Raw genomic sequence first — 13,346 nt, 5'->3', positions numbered from 1 at the left:
AACCCGCCGAAGCGGGTTTCTTTAATTAATTAGCTACTACTTGAGCGCCGTGCCTAACAGGCCGCCCATAAACGAAACGACGCCAGCAAAGAACATCATCAGGATTAGCAATGCCGGAATTGACGCCAGCGCCCATTTAATGATGAACACCACCATCGACCAAAAGCGCATTTGCACGTCTACAACAACAACTGGTTGAGCACCATCCAGGCCTCTTGTTGCCACGGCAACATGGTCGGCAGCCAACGTGAACGCAGGTTTTTTCGCAGGCGCAGGCTCAGCAACGGGTGTAGCCGAGCTGGCCAGGGCGGCTGAGAGCTTCATCTTGAGCGCCTTGTCATAGTAGGCGCCACACTTCGGGCACCGTAACGGTTCGCCAAAATCAGCCTGCGGCGCTTCATGTTCACAACTCGGACACTGCATCGGGTTTCCCTCCCTTTGGACATGGGAGGGAATGTAGCCCATCTGCACCAACACCGAAACCCAGCACCTGGCTGGGTTATCGGCAATGCGGTTTATTAACGGCTTGGCAGAGCGTGCTGGAGCACAGCCCCCATGCGGCCGGCGATAACCTGCATCAAGTTGGGCAGGTACTCCACCGGCACCGTGAACGGGTCACGCAGCACTTCCGCCAGCCGCTCTGGTGTGACGATCAGTGCACCGGGCGGGATCGGCTTCACCTGCGCCCTGCCCTGTTCGTCCAGGCTGAACAGCATCTTGGTATCCAGCAATTGCTCCAAGCCGTACCGCTCCACGGGCGTCTGCCCCGGCACCAAGGCTTCGACCAGGGCAGCCTTCTGCACATCGGCATCGAAGGTTTTCAGCACGCCGGTCAGCCATTCTTCCCAGACCTTTGCCTTCTCGCTCTCGCGCACGTAGCCCGCGGCACGCAACGCGGCAGCGGGGTCGATGAACACATGCTTTTGCTGCCCGCGCATACGGTAGACCTTGCGGTCATCGGCCAAGCTGCGGGTGATGCGGTCAGAGCTGCCCAGGCCCAGCGCCGTGGTGATGCAACTGGCCTTGACCCACACCTGCCGACCATCAACCAGAAACTCGACACGCGAACCACGGAAAGCGTGGGTGACGCGCTCAGCCTCTTCAGGCGCAGGCAGCGCGGCTGGTGAAGGCAATGCTTTCGTGCTGCATTGCTGCCAGTAGGCCGCCAGCGCGTCGTAGCACTCGAATTTGTAGCGAACCAGCGCCTGGCGAATGAAAGGCTTACAGCGTTTGGAATCGACACCAAACAACCAGCCATTAAGCAGGTTGAGCGGCAGGCAAGTGGTGCGCTGGTCTCCACCCGCTGAAGGCGTGGTCATGACGACCATACCTTTGGAGAGCACCTCGTCGCGCTTGATACGCTCGTATTGGGATTTCCAATCCAGGCCGATGCCTTCGCAGATCGGCTTCATAGCGACCAGCAGCTGGGAGCCGGTATTGATAACGGTCAGCGCCTTACCAAGGAACTCGACGGTGCCGAGCTGGGCATTGTTTTCTTTCGAAATTGCGTTAGTATTTTCCATGTGAATCGCCTCGTAATGATTTACACCAAAGCCCTGGCCCGCAATGCCGGGGCTTTTCTTTTTCAGCGTCACGCTGCCTCCTGCAACTTTTTCGACTCTTCAAGCCGGATAACCACCTCAGCAGTGAAGCTGCGACGGTTGGCAGCTGCCTGCTCCTGCAGCCAAGCCTTCAAGGAATCAGGCATCCGAACATTGGTTTGCGTGTCTGCTCTGCTCACTTCACGTTCCTCTATGTATTACGGTGATGCATAGTTATAGAACGGTGATGCATTGCCGTCAATAGCACCGTGATGCATCCTCATGTTCTGTTAATCAGAACTACTCCCATGAGCCGCACAGATCCACAGTTCAACCTTCGTATCCCTGCCGCCCTCAAGACAAAGGTGGAAGAGGCTGCGAAACACAACAAGCGCTCAGCAACTGCTGAAATCATTGCTCGGCTGGAAGAAAGCTTCTCTCCAGAAATCCACCGGATCATCCGGGCTGTAGAGCCTGCTACAAAGGGGCCATTGCCGGACCTGGAAGAACTACAGCTGAACTTAGAGATAGTGCTGGAGCAGTTGAAACACCTAGCAGCAGCCAAGAAAAAGTAACCCCACATGCCAAGGAGCGGCCATGCCATCAGCCAAACCAGATAAAGCCAGGATCAAAGCTGCAGCCCGTGCGCGAGATCGCGAAGAACTGCCGGACTTCTTCACGCCGATCAAAGAAGCCGCTCAACTGGCCGTTTCAGACGGTGCTCTCACCCAGTCGAGAGCAGCCAATTTCGAGCTGCTTCTTTCGGCCCACCCGTACCTGGACTTCTTCCCCTACAACATGCTCAGAGCTGCGCTACACCAGGCGACTGACAGTGGCTGCTGGGAGCCAGTTGTTGAGCGCGACCTTTTGATACTGCTCACCACCCTATTCGCTGAGCGCTATGACGGCTTCCCGCTTCAAGACCTTGTCAAAGCCGACCTTCCGACCTTCGGGGACATTTACCCGCAGCTCTTCGATACACCTCCCGCCGACTTTGCTGTCAGGGGAAAACTCTGCGACTTCACCGGCCCATTCAAAGATCGCTCCCGCCGCGAATGCTATGCCCAGGTCGACGCGCTTGGCGGAACCCCATCAGATATGGGGTGGTACACCGACTGCCTATTCGTGGCAGATGAGCACTTCCATAAGCGCGCGATCTCCAGCGGCCTGGAAGCTGCCGTGTTTACGCGAATGCGGCAAGGCACCCTCCGCATCTACCGGGAGTCTGTTTTCCCTGCGTCGATTGCCGACTAGGCCATCCCTGGCCCACAGCATCAGGCCGCCTTATCCACCAGGTTCATCTCGCAGAACTTGGACAGGTCGGTGGCGGTGACCAGCGGATCAGCCAACAGCTCGGCTGGGCCTTCCAGGCGCAGGTATTCCTGGCCGAACACAGGCAGCTCGCTGAGCAGGCCGAACTTGGCGCGGCGCACCACCAGGCTGTAGGGCTCGCCGCTCTGTGCGTCGTTGAGGCCGGCGATGAGCAGCTCCAGCTCCACCTGGCTGCCGTTAAGCATCTGCACAGCGCTGGCTTTGCGCTTGGTGTAGGTGAGTTTTACGCCGGTATCGTCGATGTTGCTGTTGGCGGTGACGATGATGCCGTGCGGGGTCAGCAGGTAGTCGGTGCTGGCCTGCAGCGCGACATCGCCAGCCGTTTTCACGGTTACCGGCTGGGTGAGGTCGGGCAGGTGCTTGAACGGGATCAGCTCCCCCTCGACACCCGCGCTGATGCGCAGCTCATCGGTAACGGTGCCCGCAGCCACGGCGACAACGGTGGAGCGCGTCGAGCGCGCCAGGTTGGTCGCGGTCATGTCGTACATGCCGATGGTCGAGGTCACGTCCGTGACGATCTCGCGCACGTTGCGGTTGCCACCGCCACCACGGAAGTTGCGCAGCGTCTGGCGGTCGCTGGTGAAGCTGATGTTGAAGGTGTCGCAGTTGCCGATATCCAGCAGCGGATCCTGAGACTGGTAGGCGCGAGCGTAGATGATGCCCTCGCCGATGAACGAACGGTCGATCTGAGCCATGGGACTCTCCTAGTGATCGTGGGGTTTACGGGGGCGGTTACTTGGGCTCAGCGGCCGGCTTTGCTTCTGGCTCAGCGGCGCTGGCCTTGGCCTTCGGAGCGACCAGATAGCCGCGCTTCTCGGCGTGCTCAGCCACTTCAGGGTCGACGTCCTGTTCGCCCTTTTTGAAGAGCTGCACCTTGCCGCCCTTCTGGAAGTTGAAGGGTTTGGCCACGTTGATTTTGGGCATGGGGTGTTCCTCACTTGAGGGGCTGCACGTAGGGGATCTGTACCGGCATCACCTGGGCAGCCCAACGCCGGCCGTTGCGCGGCGCCATGGGGGTTTCGGGTTGGAAGGCGCCCTGCTGCACGCCCTGTTGCTTGATGCCGAGCTTGGTGCCGGCGAGCTGCACCTTCACCGCCAGGCGCCCTGCACGTAGCGCGGCGAGGTAGTCACGACGCCGCGTCATGAGGGTGATGTTGACGGTGAGTCGCTCACGCACGCTGTTCGACGCCTGCCGCTCGACTTCCTCAGTTGTGCCGGGCTGCAGGATGATCAGGTCATCCGGCAGCCCTTCGTCGTCAGCATCGATCACGCGCAGCACGTCGTCCTCGATCACCTCGGCGCCGAAGCCCGGCACCTGGGCGAGCAATACTTTCAGCTCGGTGAAGATCGCCGACTGCATGTCAATGGGTTGGGTCATGTCAGGGCACCACGTAGAGGGTGATCATGTGGCCGTCATCGCGCTCGATGCCGTCGATGTGCCAGGTCTTGCCATCCATGGCGAAGGCGCCTTGGCGGTCGAACGGTTGCAGGTAGCGCTTCTGCACTTCGTGCGTGCGCACCCGATCAACCGCCCCGCCCTCGCTAAACCGCTCGACGTCCTTCTCGACGATCACCGGCACACCTTCCGCCAGCACCTGGCCGGTGCGGCTCAGGTAGGTGGCGGTGCCATCGCTGAGGCTGTCCATCACTGCATCGTCGAGCGCGGCGATGCAGTCACCGAAGCCGGCCATGGTCAGATGGTCAGTTCGCGGACGGATGCCGGACGGGTGCACAGGTGCAGCGGGTTGGACTGCGCCTCACCTTCCACACCTTTGCCGTACTTCATCATCTCCAGTTTGGAGTAGTACGGCATGCCCTCGGTGTTGACCGTCTCCATGTAGTCAGCAGGGGCGAAGGCGCTGATGAACAGCTCCGGCACGCCCATAGGCACGACATGCGCGCGGTCATCGGCAACAAAGGGGGTGTTGCCGATCTTGCCCTTGTAGCGCTCCCAGGTGATACCGCCGAACTCGAACGGCTGGCGGCGATCACCCATCAATTGCGCCGCTGCCTGCCAATTCAGGTAAGCCTCGCGCACGCTCTTGTGGGCGATGAGCTTGGCCCAGAGCACTTTGCCGCAGTACGCATGCGCGCCGGTGCTGGTGATGTTGCCGAGCACATCGTCTTGGGCATCGAGGATCTCGGCGCACTTGGCCGACACATCGGTATCGGGGTTGTCCAGCTCCAAGCTGAAGACCTTGGGACGCTTGATGTCGAAGCGCTGGAAGATGTCGAACAGCACGCTCTCGCCATCGGCGTCCACCACCTTGCCCTTGATGGCACCGATGCGCTGGTATTCGTGGGTGAGGTCGAGCTGGCGGCGGGCCTTCTCGATACGGCGGGCGACGTAGGCCTGCACCTGCATCAACTCGGTCAGGCTACCGCTCGCGCGGATGCCCTGAATCTCGTCCGCCAGGATCTGGAAGGTTTCCGGCAGGTGCACGGTGTTGAACGGGATCAGGTCGCGTTTGTTGCCGGTAACCACCTGGCCAGTTGCCCCACGAGGGGCGGCCTTGACCAGTTGCAGGGTCATGCCGTCCTTTTCGATTTGTACGACGGTACCGGTGACGCCTTGCTCTTCGAACAGGCCTGCAGCAGCAATCTGCCCCGGCAGTACGTGGTCTTCGTTGATGACGGCGAGCAGCGCGTCTACGCCGAACGCCTCGTCCTGAAAAATCGTGATCTCAGCCATGTTGGGCTCCTAGAAATGCGAAGCCCCGCAGGTGCGGGGCTTGGGGTGTTGGGGTTGATCCGGTTGACGGTCAGGGGCGAATGACGATGCCTTTGGCCAGCAGGTCGGCGCGGCCGTTTGCATCCAGGCCGGTGAGCAGGCTTTCAATCACCTCGGCATCACGCATCACGCCAACGGCGCGCACGTCGTTGGTGGTGGCATCCACCGAGGCGAACAGGATGCCGCTGGCGGCGCGGCGGCCATCGTCGGTACCGTCATCGTCGTAGGCGGTGTATTCACCGAGGTTGGCCAGCACAGTGAGGGTGAAGCCATCGCCTTCGGCGAAGTCGGTGGAGCCGTCACCCAGGGTGAAGGTCAGCCCGCCACCGGTGAAGGCCTGGCCGACGGTGCCCTCACCCACCAGCGCACCGGTCGGGTCGACCAGCTCGAACTTGCCGCCGTTGGCTGCAGCCTCGGTGATGGTGAGGATGTAGGCACCGCTGATGGCCGCACTGGTGACGGTCACCGAGCCGATGGTGCCGTTGCCAGTGTTGCCGGCATCGGCGGCTGGGGTGAGTGCGTTGGCGGCGGTGATAAGGGCGATCAGCGTGCCGGCCTTGAGAATGCCGGAGCCGGCGGCGATGACCACCTCCTCGCGGCTGCGGGTACCGTTGGCCTCCGAGAGGAGGAACTCGCCGGTGTAAACACCTTCAGTTTTGATCATGCTTTGTTTCCTCCTTTCGAGGCGTTATTGCGGCGGCGAGCATAGACCTCATTCGCCGTTGGTGGCTGGTGGGCGCTGGCCTGAGGGTCGTCGTCCACCGGGGGTAGGTTGCTGATTTCCACCTGACTGCTGTTAGCGGCCAGCTTCTCGAACAGCTTCGCCTTGGCCTGTTCACCGGTCAGCCCGGCTTCGATCAGTGCCTGGGCGTCATCCGGGCGCTTGGCAACCAGGCAGGCGGCGCGAACGTCCTTGGCGCGGTTGAAGTGCTGCTGCACGGCCTCGCTACTGGCCAGGGCGCTGGCCTTGATCAGGTAGCTAACGCAGTTGCTCAGGCCGGCTGCGGCGCAGTCCGTTGCGAGCTTGGCTGCCAGTTCAGCGGCTTCCGGGGTGGTCGGTACCGGATCGGGTTCGGGATCCGGGGTTGGGTCAGGATCGGGGGTCGGTGCTGGCTCAACTTCGCCAACCAGGCGCAGCGCCGCTTCGGGCACGTTGCGGTAGCGGTTGAGGATCTTGCCCAGCGCCGCGTTGTTCACCAGCGGCGCAACCTCTCCGAACACCTCGTCGACGAAACCATGGGTCTTGGCCTCGCTGGCTGTGAGCCAGGTGGTGTCGTTGATCATGCGGCGCAGCTCGGCGTCATCGATGCTCAGTGCGCGGTGCTGGTAGCTGGCGACGATGCCTTCGAAGGCCTTGTCCATCATGTCGGCCATCTTGCGCAGCTCGTCGCTATCGCCAGCCATGAACGTCCAGGGGTTGTGAATCATGAACATGGCGTTGTCGGCCATGCGCACCTTGTGAGCGCCACACACGGCCACGCTGCCTGCGCTGAAACACGCACCGTCGATCTGCCCGATGCACCGCTCGCCCAAGGCGCGCAGCGTGTTGTGGATGGCAATGCCGTCGAAGAGGTCGCCGCCGACGGTGTCGAAGTGCACCAGCACGTCAGACACGCCATCGTCGATCTCTTTCAGATCGCGGATGAAGTCGCCCGAGGTGACGCCCCAGAAGCCGATCTCCCCGTAGATGTAGACCTCGATCGGTTTGCCGCCCTCCTCGCCGGCCGCCTGGATGCTGTACCAGTGTTCGGCGTTGAGGTCGGGCGCGCCTTCAAGGTTGAGCATGCGCGGCTGGGCGAAGGCGTCGATGCCCAGGCCGCCCAGCATGACCGCCAGCGCCAGGCGGTTGGTCATCTTCTTCATTTGGCGTCCTCTTTTTCCTCAGCCACTAGGGCCGTGTCGGTGGTGTAGTCGAGCCCGAGCTGCTTGGCCCGGGCATTGTCGTCGGCGTTTTCCTGGTCGATCACTTCGGCGTCGTAGCCGCTGCGTAGCGCGTGCTCGCTGCGGCTGGCCAAGCCGCCTTTGATCTCCAGCAATTTGCCCTGCACGTCCTGCACGGGGTGCATGTAGGCCCAGCCCTGTGGCACCCAGCGCGTGCGCAGGTAGTCGCGGCGCTTGGCCTGGTAGTCCGGCAGCTGGATGGCACCGGTAAGCCAGGCAGCGTCGAGCCACGCGGCGCGCACTGGGCGGCAGAGCTGGAACACGTAAACGCCGAACTGCAGCTGCTCGATACGGCGGCGGAATTCATTGAGCAGCACGCGCAGCACGCGATCGCTGATGTCGGCCATGTCGCCGGTCAGCAGCTCATAGGGCAGTTCGATGCCGGCCGCAGATGCCATGAGCTGTTGCCGCATGAAGTCGACGTAGGTGTCACCAGCTGACGGCGGGTCGGAGAACTTGACCTCCTCGCCCTCCATCAGCTCCTGCATGGTGCCCGGCTCCATGGCAACCATCGGCACGCCATCCGTATCAGTCTTAAACGGCTGACCGGTTGCAGGGTCCAGGGTCGGCGGCCCATCCGGCCTTGGTTTGGTGATAAATCCGGCAAAAAGGTTGGCCACCTCCTGCCGGAACAACACTGCGTCGTCGTAGTTGTCCAACGACTTGAGCCGCAGCAGCACCGGCGCCAGGCGCGGGATGCCACGCAGTTGCCCACCTTCGAGCGGTTCGAAGATGTGCAGCACCTCGCTGGCCGGGATGCGGTTCAACGTGTTGTAGCTGGTGCCCAGCGCCCGGGCGTCGCCGGGGTGGTTCTTCCACATCCAGTACGCCACGCGGCGGCCCACCTGGTCGAACTCGATGCCAGCCCGTACCACGTTGCCGCGCCGGGTGACGAAGTTGCGATCCAGCGGCACGAACTCGGGCGGCAGGATCTGCAACTGCAGTGGCACCGCCAAGCCGTCCTCGGCTCGACGGTAGCGCAACCGCACGAAGCACTCGCCGGACTCTTCGACCATGCGCGCAATCAGCGCCTGCTGGCCGTAGAAGTCGGTGAGGTTGTCGGCGTCGGACTCGTCCGTCCAGTCGCTCCAGAGCTGGTTGATGGCACTGCGTAGCGCGTCATCCTTGATCTGTGCGCGCGGCGTGATGCCGGTACCGATCAGGCTGCTGACGCGTTTGCCGATGCCGCTGGCAGCCCAGGGGTTATTACGCACTGCCGCCTTGGAGCGCTTGCGTAGCGCCGGCAGCGCCGGAATGGCGATGGTGTTCAGCGCGGCATCAGGGGCGTCCCAGCTCTGCGCGCGGCGACCATGACCGGCCCCCTCGTAGCTGTTCACCACCTGCAGCCTCACCGGCTTGGCTCGAACTCGATAGCCCATCACGCCCCCTTGCCACGGCTGTACAGCCGAATTTGCCGTGGCTGGCCGGCGCGGGACTCGCGGGCTACATCAGCCTCATATTGCGACTCAAGGTCACGCAGGCTTTCGAGCCGCGCCCTATCCAGCCGCCGGTCACCTTTGCTGACGCTTTGGCCTTTGCTCAAGATGTCGCTGATCGCCGCCCGGACCTCATCCAGGCGCTGTTGTGCGCTTGCCATGGGCAGCCCTCACGTCATCGTTTCAGGTAGGCGCTTCGGGATACCCGGCGCGTTGGTGGTTGTGGTGTTGGCTTCGGCAGCGGCGGGGTGGCTGCCTTCTCGGCATCCTCCTGCAGGGCGGTGACGTTGCTGCTCGCGGCTGGGTGCGCAAAAAGGCTTCCCTGACTCACCGCAGCGCGCAGCTTGCTCCATTCGCCCTGGTGGTAGCGGTGCAGCCCCAGGAACTGGGCAGCGGCCTGGTTGTAAACCAGAAGGTCGAGCACTTCGTTGCGCTCGGCCTTGCCCTTTACCCAGACGGTGCGCTTGTAGCCCTTCACGTAGACGGTGATTTTTCGCTCTGCCACGGCCTGGTCGTAGAACTCGTCGGGCAGGTCTGTCGAGAAGTGCAGTGCGCCAGGGCCTTCGGCGAACGGGTAACGGTTGTAGATCCAGTCCTTCGCCGTGTCGGTACCGATGATCCAGAGTTCGGCGCCCTGCTTCTCGGTTTGGCCGTTGTACGTCACATCGACTTTCGAGGGCCGCTGAGCCAGCACAGGCCGGCCAGGCTTGCTCGCCCCCTTCACCGCGAACACTTTCCGCCAGCGCCGCAGCCGGGTGAACTGGTAGACCTCATCGGTGTGGTGGCCACCGGAGTCAACCGCTGCTGCGCAGATGGCCAGTTCCACACCAGAGGCGTGCCGGTAGCGGCGCTTCAGTTGCTCGTCCAGATCCAGCCAGGTGCGCTGCAGTGCTGGGTCACCCGGCACGACAACGTAGTCGACCACCCAGCGCTCCAGCCCCTCGCCCCAGCCGATCACCAGCATTTCCAGGCGGTTGTGCTGCACGTCGACGGCGGCGGTGAGAATGAGCGCACCTTGCGGCACCGTACCCAGGCGGTAATCCTCGGCGCGGGCCTTCAGCTCGCTGGCCTTGGTCATCTCCTGTGCGGCGTCCCACACCAACGCCAGGCGGGTGTTGTAGAACACCTGCATGGGTTCGTTGTCGCCACGGTCGGCAGCGACCTTGGCCTTGTCGTACTGCTTGGCCAAGCTCGCCCAGGACAGCCAGCCCAACGGCGAATAGAGCGCGTTGAGGTGGAAGCCCACGGTCTCGCCATCACCCTTCGCGGTGGCGCGCCACTCGCCAGCCAGCAGCATGGCCGTCTTGTGGTGTTCCTCGATCAGTGCGCCGCACTCGGCGTTGCTGCAGAGATAGTCGACGCGCTTGTAGTCGTCGGTCCACTTGAGGTTGGCCCACTCCAGCACCTGGTGCTGCCCACAGTGCGGGCACGGCACGAAGAAGCGGCGCTTGTCGCTCTGTTCGTACAGATCGTCAATGCGCGAGGCGCCTTTGATCGTCGGCGAGCTGGAGAAGTAGTACTTGGCCTTGCGGCCGAACGTGGTGCCGCGCGCCTCGGCCAGCTCAATGGGGTCGCCTTCGCTGTCTACGTCGACATCCCAACGGTCGATCTCGTCGCCGTAGATGTAGCGCGCCGCCAGCTCTGCCAGGTTGGCGGCCGAGCCGGCGGTGGTGCAGTACAGCGTGCCGCCTTCGAATTCCTTGGTGTCGAGAGTGTTGCGGGCATCGCGTGAGCGGGGCTTGGCCACGCGCTTGCTGAGTTCCGGTACCGCCTTGATCGTTTTGTCGATCCGGCTGGAGACCCGGCGGGCCAGCTTCTCGCTCGGCAGCAGCGCCAGGATGTTGGCCGGCGCCATGTGAATGTTGCCGCCGATCCAGTTGAGCGCGATCTGCGTCTTCATCATCTGCGAGGCGACCATGGTTACCACGCGCTTGCAAGGGTGCAGCGGCGATAGGCAGCGCATCGGCTCGCGCGCAAAGGGCGTGCGGTCGGTGTGGTACTTGCCGGGCTCGGCGGCGCCGGTGTCCTTCGGGATCCGCTGGTACTCGTCGGCCCACTGGTCGATCCACAGTTCCGGATCGAGCTCCAGGCCTCGGTGATATGCCGCCCGGTACGTGGCAGCACCGTCGGCATACGCGTGTTGCATGGCTAGTTCGGCTCCTTCGCCCCCTGTTCAATCTCGGCGTCGAGCTGCACCAGGCTGGCGGCATCCTCGAGGACGCCTCGCAGCAGTTCGGTGAGCTTGCGTTCCATTTCCCAGGTGTCGGTGATGGCGATCAGCTCGCCAGCGATCTTTGGCGGCAGACCGAGGATCAGGTCGCGCAATGTGCGCGCAGTGTTGAATGCGGCGGTGTCGACAGCCTTGCGCTCGACCAGCTCGCCGCGTCCCTTGAGGAACTCATCCTCGGCCAGCTTGGCTAGGTAGTACTCACGATGAGCCCTGGCCTTCTGATAGTCGGGGGCTCCTGCGGATGGCAGGGACTCGGCGGCCGGGGTCAGGTGGGCATGCACGCCCTTCTCGACGCGGCCTTGCTGGTGGCGTTCGGCGACTGCGGCCTTGCTGGGGTCGGCGGTCTCACTCAACAGAGCAAGCGTTTCCTCGACGAGTACCTGCTTACCGTCTTCGGTCAGAACAAGCCGCCCCTGGGAGGCCAGCTTCGACACATAAGGCCGAGACCAACCCTGGCTGTCCGCGAACTCTGACTTCTTCATGACCGTCATGAATTCACCTATTAACCAGAATTACCCCGGGGATTAACCGAATTAACCCCAATTAACTAACCTCCAACCCCACCCACTAGCGCGAGAACGGGGCTCGAATTACCCTTGCCACCCTCGCCGGCCCAGGGGCCCCCGGCCTGTCATGTAGCACGCCACTGGCGTCAGCGGCGCCGCCGGCTCGGCAGGCTGGGCAGCCGACCAGCCAATGCATCAGCGATGGCCTTGTCGATGTTCGCTTCAAGCTGCGCGTCGTTCTCTGCGACCCGGCGCACCACGTCGTGGAACTTGAAGCGCTCGCGGTACTGGGGCTGACGCACGAAGGCGAGCACCATCGCCACGCTCTTACCACGCCGCTCGGCGATGCCGATGGGCGTCTTGCCGCGCTTCATCACGAAGAACGCCAGCGCGTGCCCCTTTCGCAGGGAACGCCGGCTATCAGTCGCAGCGTTGTCCGAGCCCGATAGCTTCATCGCCTTCAGGCCCGACAGGATCTGCGTCATGTGTCCCTTCTGGATATTCCCGTAGGCATCCAGCCGAGCACCGGCTGCCGGCACGACGAAGCGACCAGCCGGCAGAATCCCCGACTCGCGCAGGTACTTCTCCGACCGCCGCGTGATCCGCTCACCGCCTTCGACTTGCGGCAGCAGGTAATCCTCGGCGCTGAATGGATTCTTGCCCGTGCCCTGATCCTGTACCCACACCGCTGCTTCAGGGTCAGCCGATGGCTTGGCGTGAATGATGCGAATCGAGTTAAGCACCCACGGCGTTGGCCTCGGGTTGAACACATCCTCCATCTCAGCCCGCAGCGCGATGCGCGCCTGGTTGGCCGTATGGTTGAGTGCATCCGCCAGCGCCCGAGGAGCGAGCCCGCCGCCCAGCTTCTGCAGCGCGGCCAGCGCATCGTCCAAGTCACGGGCGTTGATGCTGCCCTTCACCGCCCACCCCGCCGCCGCTCACCACCAGACCACGCTGGCACTTCAGGGCGCAGCACCCCGGCGAGATTGCCGCCCGCGCGCCAGATGGCCCAGGCGAACACCGCCACCAGCACCACCAACGGCCAGGCTGCAGGCTGCACCACCAGATCGCCGCGCAGGATATGGATCACCGCCACCCCAGCGCAGACCATCACCAGCCAGGCGCCACACGACTTCAGCCGACTGAAGCGAAGCGCGCCGCGTCGGAACGTGAACAGCCGAACGAAGATGGCGCCGCACAACACCAGCAGCGCATGGGTCAGGATCACACTAGCCATCGATTCCCCCAGGGGCCGAAGGCGCCACGCGCTTCTTGATCGCAGCCATCGTCAGGCCAACGACCAGCGCAGCAGAGGCGAACGCAGCAGGCCCGGAATAGGTGAATGGTCGGATGCCCCACAGCTCGAGTTCGCCGAGAGCCGGGCTGAACTGGTAGCCCATGACCAGGCTGATCATGAACAACAGGATGCGAGGGATGACCTTCAGGTCGGGCCGCGCGAGCACAAACACAGTCGCCCCGCACAGTGCACCGGTCGCCGCACTTCCATCCACGCCAGCCATGAAGCCGGAGATGCAGATGCCAACGCCTGCCGCGCAAACCGCCAGCCCGGTCAGTGGCTCGCTCATAAACCCTCCCAGGCGGCCAAGGGCCAGAAGAAAAAAGCCCGCG

The 13,346-nt window shown here is 63.0% G+C and carries 19 protein-coding genes; 2 read left to right on the top strand and 17 right to left on the bottom strand.

The features are described 5' to 3' along the window. Positions 1–36 precede the first annotated feature (36 nt). From BLS08_RS11260 to BLS08_RS11250, 3 genes are read right to left on the bottom strand one after another with little or no spacing between them, the layout of a single operon-like run. A complete protein-coding gene (locus BLS08_RS11260) occupies positions 37–465 on the bottom strand; it encodes a hypothetical protein (protein ID WP_139204203.1) in 429 nt (142 codons plus the stop codon). Between the two features lie 53 nt (positions 466–518). Beyond that, a complete protein-coding gene (locus tag BLS08_RS11255) occupies positions 519–1,595 on the bottom strand; it encodes a phage antirepressor N-terminal domain-containing protein (RefSeq protein WP_208600920.1) in 1,077 nt (358 codons plus the stop codon). Beyond that, positions 1,592–1,741, bottom strand: a complete 150-nt coding sequence (locus BLS08_RS11250; protein WP_090336681.1) for an Arc family DNA-binding protein — start codon at positions 1,739–1,741, stop codon at positions 1,592–1,594. The genes BLS08_RS11255 and BLS08_RS11250 overlap by 4 nt, the downstream gene beginning before the upstream one ends. A gap of 108 nt (positions 1,742–1,849) precedes the next feature. Here BLS08_RS11250 and BLS08_RS11245 point away from each other — a divergent pair, with 108 nt between their 5' ends. Together BLS08_RS11245 and BLS08_RS11240 are read left to right on the top strand one after the other, a co-directional pair. Then, on the top strand, positions 1,850–2,116 hold the full coding sequence (locus BLS08_RS11245) for an Arc family DNA-binding protein (protein WP_090336677.1): 267 nt from the start codon (positions 1,850–1,852) through the stop codon (positions 2,114–2,116). 22 nt (positions 2,117–2,138) lie between these two features. Next, positions 2,139–2,795, top strand: coding sequence for a hypothetical protein (locus BLS08_RS11240; protein WP_090336675.1), 657 nt, complete (start codon positions 2,139–2,141; stop codon positions 2,793–2,795). A 20-nt stretch (positions 2,796–2,815) separates the two neighbouring features. Here the strand turns inward: BLS08_RS11240 and BLS08_RS11235 are convergent, their stop codons facing one another. The 14 genes from BLS08_RS11235 to BLS08_RS11170 form a co-directional block, all read right to left on the bottom strand. Further along, complete coding sequence (locus tag BLS08_RS11235; protein ID WP_090336673.1) at positions 2,816–3,568, bottom strand: phage tail tube protein; 753 nt, start codon at positions 3,566–3,568, stop codon at positions 2,816–2,818. Positions 3,569–3,605: 37 nt separating this feature from the next. Continuing rightward, entirely contained in the window at positions 3,606–3,797 is a 192-nt protein-coding gene (locus BLS08_RS11230; RefSeq protein WP_090336671.1) for a hypothetical protein, read from the bottom strand. 10 nt (positions 3,798–3,807) lie between these two features. Further along, the gene (locus tag BLS08_RS11225; protein WP_090336668.1) at positions 3,808–4,251 is read right to left on the bottom strand and encodes a hypothetical protein; all 444 of its coding nucleotides are present in this window, start codon (positions 4,249–4,251) and stop codon (positions 3,808–3,810) included. 1 nt (position 4,252) lies between these two features. Then, positions 4,253–4,564, bottom strand: a complete 312-nt coding sequence (locus tag BLS08_RS11220) for a hypothetical protein (protein WP_090336665.1) — start codon at positions 4,562–4,564, stop codon at positions 4,253–4,255. A 2-nt stretch (positions 4,565–4,566) separates the two neighbouring features. Further along, positions 4,567–5,565 carry a major capsid protein gene (locus tag BLS08_RS11215; protein ID WP_090336663.1) on the bottom strand — a complete coding sequence of 333 codons (999 nt, stop codon included), beginning with the start codon at positions 5,563–5,565 and terminating at the stop codon, positions 4,567–4,569. Between the two features lie 70 nt (positions 5,566–5,635). Further along, positions 5,636–6,268, bottom strand: coding sequence for a head decoration protein (locus BLS08_RS11210; protein ID WP_090336660.1), 633 nt, complete (start codon positions 6,266–6,268; stop codon positions 5,636–5,638). Then, a complete protein-coding gene (locus tag BLS08_RS11205) occupies positions 6,265–7,467 on the bottom strand; it encodes a head maturation protease, ClpP-related (RefSeq protein ID WP_090336657.1) in 1,203 nt (400 codons plus the stop codon). Before BLS08_RS11205 ends, BLS08_RS11210 begins: the two co-directional genes overlap by 4 nt. Next, positions 7,464–8,924 (bottom strand): phage portal protein, encoded by a 1,461-nt coding sequence (locus BLS08_RS11200; RefSeq protein WP_090336653.1) that lies wholly within the window; start codon positions 8,922–8,924, stop codon positions 7,464–7,466. Before BLS08_RS11200 ends, BLS08_RS11205 begins: the two co-directional genes overlap by 4 nt. Further along, positions 8,924–9,142: a hypothetical protein gene (locus tag BLS08_RS11195; RefSeq protein WP_090336650.1), complete on the bottom strand. Its 219-nt coding sequence runs from the start codon at positions 9,140–9,142 to the stop codon at positions 8,924–8,926. The genes BLS08_RS11200 and BLS08_RS11195 overlap by 1 nt, the downstream gene beginning before the upstream one ends. A gap of 14 nt (positions 9,143–9,156) precedes the next feature. Beyond that, positions 9,157–11,127 carry a phage terminase large subunit family protein gene (locus BLS08_RS11190; RefSeq protein ID WP_090336647.1) on the bottom strand — a complete coding sequence of 657 codons (1,971 nt, stop codon included), beginning with the start codon at positions 11,125–11,127 and terminating at the stop codon, positions 9,157–9,159. Between the two features lie 2 nt (positions 11,128–11,129). Continuing rightward, positions 11,130–11,702 carry a terminase small subunit gene (locus BLS08_RS11185; RefSeq protein WP_090336644.1) on the bottom strand — a complete coding sequence of 191 codons (573 nt, stop codon included), beginning with the start codon at positions 11,700–11,702 and terminating at the stop codon, positions 11,130–11,132. Between the two features lie 161 nt (positions 11,703–11,863). Further along, a complete protein-coding gene (locus tag BLS08_RS11180) occupies positions 11,864–12,637 on the bottom strand; it encodes a hypothetical protein (protein ID WP_090336641.1) in 774 nt (257 codons plus the stop codon). Next, on the bottom strand, positions 12,634–12,954 hold the full coding sequence (locus BLS08_RS11175) for a phage holin family protein (protein ID WP_090336639.1): 321 nt from the start codon (positions 12,952–12,954) through the stop codon (positions 12,634–12,636). The genes BLS08_RS11180 and BLS08_RS11175 overlap by 4 nt, the downstream gene beginning before the upstream one ends. Then, positions 12,947–13,303, bottom strand: coding sequence for a putative holin (locus tag BLS08_RS11170; protein ID WP_090336636.1), 357 nt, complete (start codon positions 13,301–13,303; stop codon positions 12,947–12,949). The genes BLS08_RS11175 and BLS08_RS11170 overlap by 8 nt, the downstream gene beginning before the upstream one ends. Positions 13,304–13,346 lie beyond the last annotated feature (43 nt).

It is taken from the genome of Ectopseudomonas chengduensis, from assembly GCF_900102635.1.
Classification (GTDB): Bacteria; Pseudomonadota; Gammaproteobacteria; order Pseudomonadales; family Pseudomonadaceae; genus Aquipseudomonas; species Aquipseudomonas chengduensis.
Note: the sequence above shows the minus strand (reverse complement) of the source record. Positions and strands in the feature narration are given on the sequence as shown.

What these genes read in the sequence shown, in the direction of transcription:
- BLS08_RS11215 (WP_090336663.1), bottom strand. Translation starts at nt 5,565, where the DNA reads ATGGCTGAGATCACGATTTTTCAGGACGAGGCGTTCGGCGTAGACGCG.
- BLS08_RS11190 (WP_090336647.1), bottom strand. Translation starts at nt 11,127, where the DNA reads ATGCAACACGCGTATGCCGACGGTGCTGCCACGTACCGGGCGGCATAT.
- BLS08_RS11260 (WP_139204203.1), bottom strand. Translation starts at nt 465, where the DNA reads ATGGGCTACATTCCCTCCCATGTCCAAAGGGAGGGAAACCCGATGCAG.
- BLS08_RS11230 (WP_090336671.1), bottom strand. Translation starts at nt 3,797, where the DNA reads ATGCCCAAAATCAACGTGGCCAAACCCTTCAACTTCCAGAAGGGCGGC.
- BLS08_RS11220 (WP_090336665.1), bottom strand. Translation starts at nt 4,564, where the DNA reads ATGGCCGGCTTCGGTGACTGCATCGCCGCGCTCGACGATGCAGTGATG.
- BLS08_RS11195 (WP_090336650.1), bottom strand. Translation starts at nt 9,142, where the DNA reads ATGGCAAGCGCACAACAGCGCCTGGATGAGGTCCGGGCGGCGATCAGC.
- BLS08_RS11225 (WP_090336668.1), bottom strand. Translation starts at nt 4,251, where the DNA reads ATGACCCAACCCATTGACATGCAGTCGGCGATCTTCACCGAGCTGAAA.
- BLS08_RS11205 (WP_090336657.1), bottom strand. Translation starts at nt 7,467, where the DNA reads ATGAAGAAGATGACCAACCGCCTGGCGCTGGCGGTCATGCTGGGCGGC.
- BLS08_RS11240 (WP_090336675.1), top strand. Translation starts at nt 2,139, where the DNA reads ATGCCATCAGCCAAACCAGATAAAGCCAGGATCAAAGCTGCAGCCCGT.
- BLS08_RS11200 (WP_090336653.1), bottom strand. Translation starts at nt 8,924, where the DNA reads ATGGGCTATCGAGTTCGAGCCAAGCCGGTGAGGCTGCAGGTGGTGAAC.
- BLS08_RS11210 (WP_090336660.1), bottom strand. Translation starts at nt 6,268, where the DNA reads ATGATCAAAACTGAAGGTGTTTACACCGGCGAGTTCCTCCTCTCGGAG.
- BLS08_RS11235 (WP_090336673.1), bottom strand. Translation starts at nt 3,568, where the DNA reads ATGGCTCAGATCGACCGTTCGTTCATCGGCGAGGGCATCATCTACGCT.
- BLS08_RS11170 (WP_090336636.1), bottom strand. Translation starts at nt 13,303, where the DNA reads ATGAGCGAGCCACTGACCGGGCTGGCGGTTTGCGCGGCAGGCGTTGGC.
- BLS08_RS11175 (WP_090336639.1), bottom strand. Translation starts at nt 12,954, where the DNA reads ATGGCTAGTGTGATCCTGACCCATGCGCTGCTGGTGTTGTGCGGCGCC.
- BLS08_RS11185 (WP_090336644.1), bottom strand. Translation starts at nt 11,702, where the DNA reads ATGACGGTCATGAAGAAGTCAGAGTTCGCGGACAGCCAGGGTTGGTCT.
- BLS08_RS11245 (WP_090336677.1), top strand. Translation starts at nt 1,850, where the DNA reads ATGAGCCGCACAGATCCACAGTTCAACCTTCGTATCCCTGCCGCCCTC.